Raw genomic sequence first — 13,435 nt, 5'->3', positions numbered from 1 at the left:
GCCGGTGGCGCTCGGGTCGTTCGTCTTTTTAGGCGATAATGTCCCATGGCCTACACCCAGAGCGAGCATCCGAGCAATAACATCACCGGCCGCGCCACCGATGTGCGCGGCCAGGTGCGCCCGGCCAGTGTACGCGCCGTCATCAAGCTGGTGCGCGAAGCGCGCAGGAACGGCACCCCGCTATACCCCTTTTCCACCGGCCTGAACTTCGGTTACGGCGGCAAGTCGCCCACCGCCGCCGGCAGCCTGCTGGTCGACCTCGGCTCCCTGAACACGATCCGCATGACGGTCGACAAGCACAACGGCCGGGTATTGCCGGTGGCCGTGATCGGCCCGGGCGTGACGCAAGGCATGCTGTACGACTTCCTGGAAGAACACCATCCGAACCTGACCTTCAATGTGACCGGCTCGGCGCGCGCCACCAGCATCATCGGCAATTCGCTCGACCGCGGGGTCGGTTACTTTGGCCCGCGCAAGGAAGACTTGTTCGGGCTGGCCGTGGTGTGCGGCAACGGCAAGCTGCTGCGCACCGGTTTCCGGCGCCTGAAGCGCTCGCCGCTGGGCACCAGCAATCCGTATGGCCTGGGGCCGATGCTCGATGGACTTTTTTTCCAGAGTAATTTCGGCATCGTGGTCAGCGCCTGTTTCCGCCTGGTGCCCAAGCGCCCCAAGCAGGTGGCGCTGTCGCTGTCGCTGCGCCGCGAAGAGGACTTGCCAGCCTTTATCGACGAGCTGGCCAACTGCAAGCGCGAAGGCTTGATCGAGTCGGTCACCCACATCGCCAACCGCGCGCGCACCCACGCCACCCTGGCCTATGGGGTCACATGCTACCTGGAGCAGCAATGCGCCTACACGCCCGAGCGCGCCTTTGCCGAGGCCGAGAGCGTGATGGACCTGATCGCGCCGGGCGAGTGGGCCAGCCTGGGGGCGATCACCGGCACCAAGGCGCAAGTGAAGGCCAACCTGGTCGAGATCCGGCGCCGCATGAAGGGCCTGGCGCGGGTGCGCCCGATCACGCACCAGCTGCTCGACACCGCCTACGCGGTGGCGCACCGGCTGCGCTTCATTCCGGCCGCGCGCGCCAACGCCGCCGCGATCTCGGCCATCCGGCCCCTGCATACCCTGGCGCTGGGGGTGCCGACCGATGCCGCGATCGACAATTTGCTGTGGAAATTCGGCCGCGCCGACCTCAGCGCGGCCCAGCTCGACCAGTCGAATTGCGGCCTGCTGTTCATTAATCCGGCGCTGCCGCTGGACGGGGCCTTCGTCGACCGCTTCATCACTGAAATGAAGAAGACGGCGGCGCGCTATTATCACGACACCTTGTACATCACCATCAATATCGAAACCCCGACTTCGCTGGTGGCGGTGATCAACCTGCTGTTCGACCGCAGCAACCTGGAAGGGGTCAAGCGCGCCCACTTCTGCGCCGACCGCCTGCTCGACAAGATCCACGAGATGGGCCTGGAAGTGTACCGCGCGCGCGCCGACATGATGGCCGCCATCGTGCGCCGCGATCCGCATTACTGGGCCGTGATCCACGCGCTCAAGACCCGGCTCGACCCGGACGGCATCATCGCGCCGGGCCGCTACGATGCCCAGCCGGCCGTCCCCAAAACCTAGCCCAGCTTGATCAGGCGGTTGGCGATGCCTTCTTCCTCGCGCTGCGAGAAAAAGAAGGGATACAGGGAACGTTCGGTGCCGGGATGGCTGCTGGTGCCGCCCAGGCGCCGGATCTGCTGCGCCATGTGCTCGACGCTGAGCCACATCAGGTAGGCCGGGGCGTCGACCCGGGTATTGTGGCGCAGCTCGGCCTGGTCCTGGAAGTCGAGCATGGTCTGGTAAAAGCGCCGGTGGCGCGGATTGACTTCGATCAGCACGTCGGTGCGCCCATGAATGTAGCGCGCGTAGATGAACAGGGTGTGGAACAGGGCCGCCAGCGCCATCTTCGATTTGACTTGCGGGTCGAAGGCCAGCTTGGTGATCTCGCACAATCTGGCGCCGCGCGCGCGGTAGGCGTCGACGTGGTCGCGGAAAATTTCATCGGCCAGGATGCCGCGCTCGGAATCGAGCCCCAGGGTCACGGTGCCGATCACGCTGCCCTTGTCCGAGGCCGACAGGGTGATCCGGTTCGGGTCCTTTTCCATGCGCGCCACATTGTAGCCGCGCATGGCGTACATTTTGCTGATCAACAGGCTGGCCGAATTGCGGCCCTCGTCGGTATCGGCCAGGCGGATGCCGAAGGTGCGGTCGTTATCGGTAAAGTTGCCGATCAAGAGACTGCCATCCTCGGCCGCCCCCTCCTCCTCGCCGCCGACCACGTAGGATGACTCAAGATGGGCCTGCTCCCTGCCCATTGCTTCCACTGCGTCGTGCTCTGCATTCATGTGAAAACTCCCAGTGGCGCCGGCGCGACCCGCGGAAAGCGGCAAGCAACCGGTTTATAGTTGTTTGAGCAAGCCCCGCGCTTCTTCCAGTTGCGGAAATTGCTTATGTTTCTCCAGCAAAATCTCAAGTTCCTTGCGCGCGGCCGCCTGCTGCTTCGACTTGATCAGGGCCTTGGCCAGGTGCAGGCGGATCTCGGGCACGCCCGGCAGCCTGGTGCTGGCCTCGCGCAACAGCGCCAGCCCGCGCGCCGGGTCGCCCTGCTGCACCAGCAGCCAGCCCAGGGTATCCATCACCACCGGGTTGCCGGGCAAGGCCTTGGCGGCCGCCTCGGCGGCCGGCAGCGCGCGCGCATCGCCGGCCAGGTCGTAGGCCACCGCCAGATTGTTGAGCGCGCTAGGATAGCCGGGCGACTTCTTCAGTATGGCTTCAAATTCTGAAATTGCTAATTGATATTTTTTATTGGAAATATACTGCTCTCCAAGGTAACCCGGCACCTTGACATCGTCCGGATGGGCGGCACGCCACTGTTGCACCTTGGCATCGGCCTCCTTGGCCTTGCCGCCGATGCGCATGGCTTCGTACAGCTTGATCAAGAGCTCGGCGTTGTTGCCCAACGAAAACGCTTTATCGTACAAGGGGATGGCGGCTGCGGCATTGCCCTGCACCAATAACACGTCGGCTTCGGAGACGAAGCCGACCGCCAATTTGGGGCGCTGCTTTTGCATGCTGCGTGCCACGCCGAGCGCATCGCCGTACTGTTTCTGGCGCAGCTGGGCGGCCGCCAGCGCCAGCTGGGCGTCGAGATAATCGGGCTGCAAAGCCAGGGCGCGCTTGAGCGAGGCGCTGGCCGACGGCAGGTTGCCGATCGCGACATGGGCCGCGCCGAGGCGGAAATGCGCTTCGGCCGACTGCGGCGCGACCACGGTCAGCTTGGTGAAGGTTTCCATGGCGCCGCCCTGGTCGCCGGTGGCGGCCTGCAGCTGGCCGAGCAGGTCGAGCACGGCGGGATTGTCCGGATTGGCCACCAGCAGCTTGCGCACCAGGGTCAAGGCGCGGGTGGCCTCGCCCATGCGCACGTAGTGATTGGCCAGCACGATGGCCGGGCCGACCGCGGCCGGGTCGACCGCGCTGGCGCGCTCGAGCAGGGTGCCGGCTTCAGGCAGGCGGCGCTGGGCCACGGCCATGGCGCCGAGCGCGGTCAGCGCCTCGACGCTGTTGGGATACTTGGCCAGAAAGCCCTCGTAGCGCTGGCGCGTGGCGTCCAGTTTGCCCGCCTGCATGTCGAGGCGCGCCAGGTTGTCGAGCGCCGGGAAGAAATCGGGGTGCAGGCTGAGCGCTTTTTCAAAGGCGAGGCGGGCGCCGGCCTGGTCCTTCTTGCCGAGCAGCGCCAAGCCCTTGAGGTTGAGCAGCATCGGGTCGCCCGGGGTGCGCGCTTCGAGCGGCACCAAGGCCGCCAGCGCCTTGTCGAACTGGTTCAGGCGCAGCGCCGTCATGGCCAGGGTGGTGCCGGCGGTGCTGGTGGTCTGGTCGAGCGTGCTGGCCAGTTCCAGTTCGGACAGGGCGCGCGCTTCCTCGCCCTGCTCGAGCTTGCTCAAGCCGAGGGCGGTGCGCAGTTGCGCCTTTTTCGGGTCGAGCGTGCTGGCGCGCTCGAGCAGCCCGGTGGCCTTGCCGAACTCGCGGTTGTCGCTATAGGCCTTGCCGGCGATCGCCAGCAGCTGCGGGTCCTGCGAGGCGGCCAGCACCGGCGCGAGCACCGCGATGGCGCCCTTGGGGTCGCCCGCGGCGATGCGGGTCGAGGCCAGCAGCTTGCGCGCGTAATCGTTCTCGGGGTGGGCTTCGTGGTATTTCTTCAGGTTTTGCTCGGCCTGCGGCAGCGACTTGAGGGTAAAGTGGACGGCCCCGGCCAGCAACACCGACGGCATGTGGTCGGGCGCCACGCGCAACACTTGCTGCAGCGATTCGAGCGCGGCCGCGTGCTTGCCCTGCGTAAAATCGAGCATGGCCTGGGCGTAGGTCACCATCAGGTTTTTCGGTGCGCTTTTTTTGGCGGCGGCCAGCGAGACGGCCGCTTCCCCGTAGCGCCGTTCGGCGATGAACAGATAGGCCTTTTGCAGGTGGCCGCCGGCGCTGCCCGGCTCGAGCGCCAGCACCTGGTCGTAGGCGGCCAGGGCCTCGGCCGGCTTGCCCTGGGAACGCTCGAAGTCGCCCTTGAACAGCCAGCTGTCGACATCCTTCGGATTTTTCTCGACCGCCTGCGCCACATAGCGCGCCGCGCCCGCCTTGTCGCCATTGGCCAGCGCGATATTTGCCAGGCCCATCAGCGCGACCGGGTAGCCGGGATCGATTTTCAGGACGCGCTCGAACGCGTCGGCCGCGTCGGCGCGCTTGCCGAGCTGGTAAAAGGCGGCGCCGCGCTGGCTGAGTACCTTGACGTTGGCCGTGTAGGCGCTGTCGGCGCTAGCGTCGATGACTTTCTGGAACTGTCCTTGGAACAATTGTGCCATCAACAGTTCGGGCAAGGCGCGTTCCGCCGCCATGCCCAGCTCGATCGCCTTGCGCACTTCCTTGTCGGCCGAGACGGCGTCGCCGAGCTTGTTATAGGCTTCGCCCAGCGCCAGGCGCGCTTCCGGGTCGGACGGGTTTTTGGCGACCGCGTTCTTGAGCTGGATCAGGGCCGACACATGGTCGCCCTTCTGCTGGAATTGCCTGGCCTCGGCCAGCAGGGTCGCCGCCGTCTCGGTCTTGCCGCAGCCGGCCAATGCACCGAGCATAAGGACCGTGGTGAGGGTGGCGGTGGCCAGGGAGTGCGCTTGGGTTGACATGACGATCCTGTTGTTACACGGCGGTGGCGTGGTCGCGCCTGCCGCCAATTGCATGAATGAAGCGGCGCAGGGATGCCGCACCGGCGCGGCTGCGGATCGTTACACCGCGAACGCCACGGTCAGCCGATCGACAGCAGGCGCTCGGCGATGCCGGCTTCCTCGCGCTGCGAGAAAAAATAGGGGTACAGCGAACGTTCGGTGCCCGCGTCTTCATGCACGCCGCCGAGGCGTTCGATCTCGGAACCCATGAAATCGACGCTGAGCCAGAGCAAATGGGCGGGCGCGTCGACACGCGGGTTGATGCGCACCCCGCTTTGGGTGCGAAAACCGAGCATCTGCTCATAATAGCGCCGGTGACGCGGATTTATCTCGATAAACGCATCCGTACACTGGTAAATATGATGGGCGTAGATATACAGGATGTGGAACAGCGAGCCGAGCGCGAATTTGGAGCGCACCGCGGGGTCGAAGGCCAGCTTGCTGATTTCACAGACCTTGGCGCCGCGCGCGCGGAATTCGTCGATGTGATCCTTGAACACCTCGTCGGCCAGGATGCCGATCGGGGAATCGACCCCCAGCGTGACGGTGCCGATGACGTCGCCCTGGTCGAAGGCCGACAGGGTGATCTGGTTGGGATTGTCTTCAAGCCGATGGGTACCGGCATAGCCACGCCAGGCATACATCTTATTGATGAGCATGCTGGCGCGGTTACGCCCTTCCTCGGTGTCGGCAACGCGAATCCCGAAGCTTCGTGTATTGATCGTCATCTCGGAGATGTTATCAGAATTATCTTCCACAAAAACACAATGGCTGCCCAGATTCCCTGTATCGGGCGCGGGAAAATTGAAACGAGTTGTTTCAACATTATTGAGAAACTGATCCATCGACTATGATCCCGGAGATATTGTCCAAACTGCCAATTCAGTAACATATTGCTAACAGGGACTATCCTAACATTGACGGCAAGATGCAGGGAGACAATTAAAATTTTTGTTCGCAAATATGCAACAGCCGGGCAAAAATCTTGCCAGAAATGCAAAACCGCCATTTCCTGCGCGGAAATGACGGTTTTCAGGTGATGGGCGACGTTTTCAGGGCGTCCTCCGGCGAAGGTGGAAAATCACCGGCCGGGTCGGCTACAACTCCTTGGCCAGCGCCTTCGCCTCCTCCATCTGGGCAAAGTCCTTACTGGCCATGACCTTCTCCAGTTCACGCTTGGCCCCGGCCTTGTCGCCCGTTTTCGCCAGCCCGGCCGCCAGGTGGAAGCGGATATCGCTCGCCTCCGGCGCCAGCGCGACCGCTTTTTGCAGCAGGGTCAGGCCGCGCTTGGCGTCGCCCTGCTCGACCAGCATCCAGCCCAGCGTATCGGTGACCGCCGCACTGTTGCCGGCCAGCGCGAAGGCCTTTTCGGCGGTCTTCAGCGCGCGCGGGTCTTTTTCCTGCTGGTAGGCCCAGGCCAGGTTGTTCAGGGCCGCGGCATTCTCCGGCGCTTGCTTGAGCACCGTTTCGAGCCCGCCGATGGCCGCCTTGTAGCGCTTGCCCGCCAGGTCGTTCTCGGCCACGTACAAGGCCAGCGCCACGTCGTTCGGATGCTCGCGGGCGGCCTTGGCCAGGCGCGCGTCGGCTTCCTTGCCCTTGCCGGACTGGCGCATGGCCGCATGCAGCTTGATCAGGTTGGCGCTCGACGGCGTCAGCGCGAACGCTTTGTCGAACGAGGCCACCGCTTGCGCCGGCTTGCCCTGCGCCATGCTGAGGTTGCCTTCAAGCTGGAAGCCCAGCGCTTCCTTCGGCCGCTGTTTCTGGATCTGGCGCGCAATCGCCAGCGCGTCGTCGAGCTGGCCGGCATTGGCGGCCAGCTCGGCCTGGGCCACCTGGGCGTCGACAAAGTCCGCTTGCAGCGCCAGCGCCTTTTTCAAGTCGCCGGCGGTGGCGTTCAGGTTCTTCATCTGCGCGTGTACCGTCGCCAGGCGGAAATGCGCCATCGCCGATTTCGGCGCCACGCCGGCCAGCTTGCCGTAGGTGTCCAGCGCGCCCGGCAAGTCGCCGTTGGCCAGCTGGGCCTGGCCCAGCAAGTCGAGCAGGTCGAGGTTTTTCGGATTGGCCACCTGGAACTTGCGCGCCAGGGTCAGGGCCTTGTCCTTCTGGCCGATCGACAGGTAATGCGCGCCCAGGGTGCGCGCCGGGCCGATGGCGTCGGGATTTTCGCTGCTGGCCTTTTCCAGCCACTGGTTCGCTTCGTCATTGCGCCCTTGCGCCAGGGCCAGCTTGGTCAGGGCGTAATAGGCTTCGACATTTTTCTTGTCCTTGGCCAGGAAATTGACCAGTTGCTGTTTCGCCAGCTCGGGCTTTTTCTCGCGCAGGGCCAGCTGGGCCAGGTTGGCGGCGGCCGGGAAATAGTCGGGCTTGAGCGCCAGCGCCTTGTCGAAGCTGGCGCGGGCGTTGAGCATGTCGTTCATGCCCAGGTACACGCCGCCCTTGAGGTTATGCACCATCGGGTCAAGCGGCTGGGTTGCTTCGAGCGCCTTGGCGGCGGCCAGCGCCTTGTCGTAGCGCTTCAGGCGCAGCTCGGTCATCACCAGCAGCACCGCCGCCTTGGGCGACTTGGCGTCGAGCCTGGTCGACTGTTCGAGTTCGCTGATCGCGCGCGCATCGTCGCCGGTGGCCAGCTTGCCCAGCGCCAGCGAGGTGCGCAGCCCGGCCGCGTCGGGCGCCAGCGCGCTGGCCTGCTCGAAGTAAGCCGTGGCCTTGGCATAGTCGCGCGCCTGCATGTAGGCTTCGCCGGCCAGCGCCAGCAATTGCACGTCGTCCTTGCCGGACTCGAGCATCGGGGTCAACTGCGCCAGCGCTTCGGTGGTCTGGCCCATTTTCAGCAGGGTGCTGACCATCAGCTTGCGCGCGTAACGGTGTTCGGGCATGGCGGCCAGGTATTTGCGCAGGTGCTGTTCGGCCTGCGGCATGGAGCCGAGCGCATGCTCGACCGCGCCGGCCATCAGCACGCTCGGCATGTGCTCGGGCGCCACGTGCAAGACTTTTTGCAGCGTTTCCTTGGCGGCGGCGTGCTTGCCCTGGGTGAAGTCGAGCAAGGCCTGGGCGTAGGACACCATCAATGCGTTGGGGCTGATCTTGCGGGCGGCGTCGAGGTCGGCCTTGGCGGCGTCGAACTTGCCTTCCGCGATCTCGACAAAGGCGCGTTCCAGGTGCGCCGAGCGGTGCTCCGGCTTGAGCTTGATGACCTGGTCGTAGGCGGCCAGCGCTTCTTTTCCCTTGGCCTGGGCGCGCAGCAGGTCGCCCTTGAACATCCAGGCGGTGGCGTCGGTCGGGTTGCTGGCGACGACCTGGTCGGCCAGGCGGTTGGCTTCTTCCAGGTCCTTGCGCGCCAGCGCCTGGCGCGCCGCGCCGATCAGGGCGCCGACGTGGCCGGGCTTGGCCGCCAGGGCCTGGGCGTACAAGTCCTTGGCCTGGTCGGCGTGGCCGAGACCGGCGCTGGCCTCGGCGCGCAGCGCCAGCATGTCGGCGTCGGCAGTCGCACTGGCAGTCTCGTCCAGCACCTTCTGGAATTGCTGCTGCATCATCAGGACTTTCGCCAGGGCGGGCACGGCCTTGTCCTTGGGCGCGCCCAGTTCGATGGCCTTGCGCAATTCCTTCTCGGCCGAGACGGCGTCGCCGATGTCGAGATACACCAGGCCCAGGGTCAGGCGCGCGTCGGCATCCGACGGATTTTTCACCAGCGCATTTTTGAGCTGGATCACGGCGGCCTTGCTGTCGCCCTTGGCGATGAACTGCCTGGCGTCGGCCACCAGCGACGCCGACGTTTCGGTCTTGCCGCAAGCGCTGACGGCGCCCAGCAGTAATAATGCGGACACCACGGCGGCGGCGTGCGCCTTGGATCTGTTAACTGATCTGGTAACTGACATGACTTCCCTATCGTGTGCAACGTGAAATGAGTGGCTGGACAACGCTGCGCCGGCCTGGGTGGCCGGTGTTTTGCGCTCGCATATTCTATATCGATTTCTCGGGGGAACGAGAAGAACAGGCGCCCGAACAGGCGCCCGCGCCGCCGCCGTTTACAGCGGGTCGGCGGCGGCCAGGGTGTAGGGTACCAGCACGGTCTCGCCCGGCACGAAATCGCGGGTGTCGCGCGTGACCAGGACGCGCCCGGACAGGTGCGCGGTGGCCAGGATCACGGCGTCCGGCAGGCGCATGGCGTGCGCCTCGCGCACGCGCGACGCTTCCAGCGCCAGCAGGTGGTCGATCGGCAGCAGTTCGAACTGGCCCAGGAAGGCTTCGACCAGCAACCGTTCGTCCTCGTCGTCGGACACGCCTTCCATGATTTCCATCCACGTCACCACGCTGATGGCCTTGTCGACATAGTGATCGCAGGCCAGTTCCGCTTGCGCGACGCCGTTCAGATAGTCAATCAGGATGTTGGTATCGAACAGCGCCTTTACCATTCGTCGCGCAACCGGTGCTGGTAACTGACGCCATCCTCATGGATGCGCTTCTTCCACAGCCCGAAAGCGCTCGGCGGCGGCGGCGCGCGCCGCTCGGGGGCGACCGGCGCGGACAGGCCTGTTTCATCGGCAATGACACCTGGAACATGGGTTACCGCGACGTCGTTCGGATTGCGGCCCATGTGGCGCCTCGAAAGTTGTTCAATGATAAGTAGTGTATAGCATCGTTTGCGCCCCGTCAGCAGGGCGTGCCGCCGTGCCGGCTTATCCACCTTGCATAGAGAAAACGGAAATCAGCGGCCTGTGCCGAATAAGCGTGGAACTGAGGCCCCTTATAGCTAGCAATCTCGCGAAATTTTGGTATTTACAGTAAGAAAATTCGGCTTGCGTGAATGAACCGCGTCGATCTCGCCACTGGTCTTGTTGTGCCGTTTGGATACATACGGCATCTTTCCCTCATGGTAACGTTATGCAGTGGGAATAGATATCCTGCCGACAACTTCCTGTCAATCCGCGCGGAAAGTGCCAGATTGATAAAAAATGATAAAACCGGAGACTGAATGACATCCTCGCCCACCCTGTTCCTGCTCATGGCCGCCGCCCTCGCCGGCAGCGCCACCGCCCAGACCGATATCGCCAGCGCGCCAGGGGCTCGCCCCGCCGCCAGCCTGCAGATCGGCAGCGTCGACGCGGTCCTGAGCGGCTTTGCCGCGCAACATGCCAACGGCCGCAGCTTGCAAGTGCAATCGGTCGGCGGCAACACCGTCGCCGCCCACATCCGCGACTACGCCGACAAGAACGGCGTGGTATCGATCACCGGTACCGCAGTCGACACACAAGATTCGGTATTCGTGCTCAAGGGGAACAAAAAAGCCGTGTACGGCTACCTGCTCAAGTACGACACCCGGAAAGCCTGGGAATACACCACCGACAGCGCCGGCAAGGTCTGGCTGACGGAAGTGCCGATTACCAAGATCGTGCCCGACTTCGACCCCGATTTCCGCGACAAGCGCACCCCGGCCATGCTGGCGCTGGCGGTGTCGCACCCGGTCTACAGCCCGATGGCGCTGCGCCAGGCGCGCCATATCGGCCCGTACCAGAATGAAGACGTGACCCAGCTGCAAAGCAAGCCGGGCAGCCCGTATGTGTTCTACCTCAACACCACGGCGGTGATGAGCGGCAGCACGCCCTTGAACGGCGTGACCAAGGAAAACATGTACCGCGCCTGGCAATCGATCGCCGACCAGTACTCGATGCTGAACCTGAACGTGACCACCAGCCGCGCCGTGTACGACGCCGCGCGCACCGCCAACGTGCTGCGCACCGGCATCATCAACTTCGTCAACCAGGATGGCCGCTCGTTCGCGCCGCTGCGCGCCTTCGGCACCACCGCCGCCGGCACCCTGTACCGCAATCCCTCCTCCGGTTTCGACTACGGTTACGGGATCGGCATGACCGGCGCGCACGAAGTCGGGCACCAGATGGGCATGAACCACGACCGCGGCGGCAGCGGCGGCGAGTATTTCGAAGGCATTGCCGCCTATCAGTGGGGGCCGATCATGGGCAACTACTGGATGGGCGGCGGCTGGGCCAACCAGCTGTTTACCTGGAGCCGCGGCGAATACACCACCGCCAGCAATTTCGAGGATGACCTGCGCATCATGAACGTGGACGAAGCCGTGCCCTACATGGCCGACGACATCCCGGACACGCGCGCGCTGACCCTGGGCACGGGCGGCGCCATCGATCCGACCCGCAACTTCGGCCAGATCGAACGCAACACCGACAGCGACACCTTCACCTTCACCACCACCGGCGTGAGCACCCTGAACCTGCGCATCGACCCGCTCGAATACCTGCGCATGCTCGACGTCGACGCCAGCATCGTCAACGCGGCGGGAGCGGTGGTGGCGCGCAGCAACCTGGCGGTCAACCGCTCGGCCCAGTTCACCAATCTGTCGCTGCCGGCCGGCAGCTACCGGCTGGTGGTGCGCGGCGGCGCCGAGGGCACGCCGGCCAATGGTTTCTCGAACTATTCGTCGCTCGGTTACTACGCGATGAAGGGGACGCTGGCGGGCGCGGGCGGCTCCGGCTATCCGGTGCTGGGCAATGGCGTGGCGCTGGGCGGCCAGGGCGCGGCGACGGGCGGCTGGCAATATTTCACGATTGACGTTCCGGCGGGGAAAAGCCAGGTCGCGTTCGCGCTCAACGGCGCCAATGGCGACGCCGACATGTTCGTCAAACTCGGCGGCACCCCGAGCACGGCCAGCTACAACTGCAAGTCGGACGGGCCGAGCAGCGTGGAAAACTGCACCGTCAGTGCGCCCCAGGCGGGCCGCTACTATGTGGGTATCTATGCGTACGCGGCGTATAACAACCTGAGCGTGAAGGCGACTTACTAATTAGGCATGCGCAAGGGCGGCAGCGGCGACGCTAGCCGTCCTTGAACAGCGCCGACACCGGGCAGTCGAACAGGCTGGCCAATCCCTCGAGCAGGTCGATGCTCAGGGACTTGGTGCTGTTGTTGACCACGCGCGTGAGCTGGGAGTGCGAAATCTCCACGCCCATGGCGCTCAGGCGTTTCCACAATTCTGTGACGAAACGGATGTCGTGTTCAGCCATCAAAACCTGGACCCGCAGGACGGCTTTGCGCTGTGGCCCCTGGAGGGGCTTGGAGATAGGGGATGGTTTTAGTGTGTGCATGGGTTCGTCGTACCTCACTACGACAGGCGCCATCATACCCGTTTGCCGCTGACCCCGTTTTCATGTGTTGCAAAAAAACCCAAGCAGGGCGATTTATTTGCATCTGATGCAAATTATTTTCCAAATTTGCTTGCGTTCCGATTTTGTGCATGTCAGAATGCATTCACTCGCTCAGCAAGAGCACCAATCGCAGCAACGACCACAGGGATTTACCGTGAAAACAACGACGCAACAACAACAGATGACGACGCAGCGCCCAGCGCGCGGCCTGTCGCTGCTTGCTTGCAGTCTGTTGGCGTCGTTGCAAGTTGCGCTGCTGGCCGCCCTGCAAGGCGCCAGCGCCGCAGCCGCCCAGGGCCTCGGCTCCCTGGCCGCCGCCGCGAATAATGCGCGCCGTCCGTTGCCAGCACCGTATTACCACCAGCATCACCAGTGGCCGGCATGTGGCGGCGCGAATGTGGAACCGATAACGAACATCCGAGGGGGCAACCCCTAGCCGCGGAGGCTGACCCCTCCCCGGCTGACCGACAGGTCAAGCTCAAGGGCTCGGATGTTCCGCAAGGACTCCGGGCCCTTTTTGTTTTGGCCGGCAGTTTTACCGCAACACCGCAGCAATCGCAGTCAAGCCCTTTCAGTTTGAGGCCGTCCCCGGACAACCCGGACCAGACGCAGTTCTTTCACAATTCGGACAGGTACTAAACGGTTCCGCCTGTATCGGTATCGCACCCTCACGTGCGATACCAGTGCGGGTGGAACCGGTGCGGGAATAGCGCAATCGCAGAGCGCAACCCTGATGGGTTGAGACAGGGAGTGCGAATCTCCCCTCCCGCGCCATTCCACAAAGCGCTTTCAAGCAGCGCATGGCCCTGCCAGGGACCAGTCACGCCGAGAGGCTTTGTGGAATGGCCAATACCAGCCTTGGGCGACGAGCAGCATTGGCGACTTAGGGCGATTGCATGAAGGCTGGGACGTCGCGGTGAGCAAAGATTGTAAATATTGCTTGTAAACTCGCCGAGAAAGGCGTTTACTCTTGATATTTGGACGCGAGAATGACACACGGACCGATGTCGC

The 13,435-nt window shown here is 64.0% G+C and carries 10 protein-coding genes and 1 tRNA gene; 4 read left to right on the top strand and 7 right to left on the bottom strand.

Features of this window, described 5'->3' with window-relative positions; all coding sequences use genetic code 11:
- Window positions 1-45 precede the first annotated feature (45 nt).
- Window positions 46-1,623, top strand: coding sequence for an FAD-binding oxidoreductase (locus F1735_RS14545; protein ID WP_167237600.1), 1,578 nt, complete (start codon window positions 46-48; stop codon window positions 1,621-1,623).
- Here F1735_RS14545 and F1735_RS14540 read toward each other — a convergent pair.
- From F1735_RS14540 to F1735_RS14515, 6 genes are all read right to left on the bottom strand, one after another.
- Window positions 1,620-2,387, bottom strand: coding sequence for an N-acyl amino acid synthase FeeM domain-containing protein (locus tag F1735_RS14540; protein ID WP_229505775.1), 768 nt, complete (start codon window positions 2,385-2,387; stop codon window positions 1,620-1,622). The genes F1735_RS14545 and F1735_RS14540 overlap by 4 nt on opposite strands.
- A 54-nt stretch (window positions 2,388-2,441) precedes the next feature.
- Window positions 2,442-5,210: an XrtA/PEP-CTERM system TPR-repeat protein PrsT gene (gene prsT / locus F1735_RS14535; RefSeq protein WP_167237599.1), complete on the bottom strand. Its 2,769-nt coding sequence runs from the start codon at window positions 5,208-5,210 to the stop codon at window positions 2,442-2,444.
- A 119-nt stretch (window positions 5,211-5,329) separates the two neighbouring features.
- Complete coding sequence (locus tag F1735_RS14530; protein WP_229505774.1) at window positions 5,330-5,977, bottom strand: N-acyl amino acid synthase FeeM domain-containing protein; 648 nt, start codon at window positions 5,975-5,977, stop codon at window positions 5,330-5,332.
- Window positions 5,978-6,346: 369 nt separating this feature from the next.
- Complete coding sequence (prsT, locus tag F1735_RS14525) at window positions 6,347-9,073, bottom strand: XrtA/PEP-CTERM system TPR-repeat protein PrsT (protein ID WP_373888526.1); 2,727 nt, start codon at window positions 9,071-9,073, stop codon at window positions 6,347-6,349.
- A 201-nt stretch (window positions 9,074-9,274) separates the two neighbouring features.
- A complete protein-coding gene (locus F1735_RS14520) occupies window positions 9,275-9,661 on the bottom strand; it encodes a PIN domain-containing protein (protein ID WP_167237597.1) in 387 nt (128 codons plus the stop codon).
- Entirely contained in the window at window positions 9,655-9,843 is a 189-nt protein-coding gene (locus F1735_RS14515) for a hypothetical protein (protein ID WP_167237596.1), read from the bottom strand. The genes F1735_RS14520 and F1735_RS14515 overlap by 7 nt, the downstream gene beginning before the upstream one ends.
- Window positions 9,844-10,221: 378 nt before the next feature.
- On the opposite strand from F1735_RS14515, the gene F1735_RS14510 reads away from it, so the two are divergent.
- Window positions 10,222-12,063, top strand: a complete 1,842-nt coding sequence (locus F1735_RS14510; protein ID WP_167237595.1) for a pre-peptidase C-terminal domain-containing protein — start codon at window positions 10,222-10,224, stop codon at window positions 12,061-12,063.
- 31 nt (window positions 12,064-12,094) lie between these two features.
- Here F1735_RS14510 and F1735_RS14505 read toward each other — a convergent pair whose 3' ends face one another.
- Window positions 12,095-12,283 (bottom strand): helix-turn-helix domain-containing protein, encoded by a 189-nt coding sequence (locus tag F1735_RS14505; protein WP_166891385.1) that lies wholly within the window; start codon window positions 12,281-12,283, stop codon window positions 12,095-12,097.
- A 187-nt stretch (window positions 12,284-12,470) separates the two neighbouring features.
- On the opposite strand from F1735_RS14505, the gene F1735_RS14500 reads away from it, so the two are divergent.
- Both F1735_RS14500 and F1735_RS14495 read left to right on the top strand, forming a co-directional pair.
- A complete protein-coding gene (locus tag F1735_RS14500; RefSeq protein ID WP_167237594.1) occupies window positions 12,471-12,860 on the top strand; it encodes a hypothetical protein in 390 nt (129 codons plus the stop codon).
- 264 nt (window positions 12,861-13,124) lie between these two features.
- Window positions 13,125-13,198: transfer RNA gene (locus tag F1735_RS14495), tRNA-OTHER, on the top strand.
- Window positions 13,199-13,435 lie beyond the last annotated feature (237 nt).

The organism is Massilia genomosp. 1 (assembly GCF_011682185.1).
GTDB lineage: Bacteria > Pseudomonadota > Gammaproteobacteria > Burkholderiales > Burkholderiaceae_D > Telluria_A > Telluria_A rubra.
This window is presented reverse-complemented; position numbering and strand designations above follow the sequence as displayed.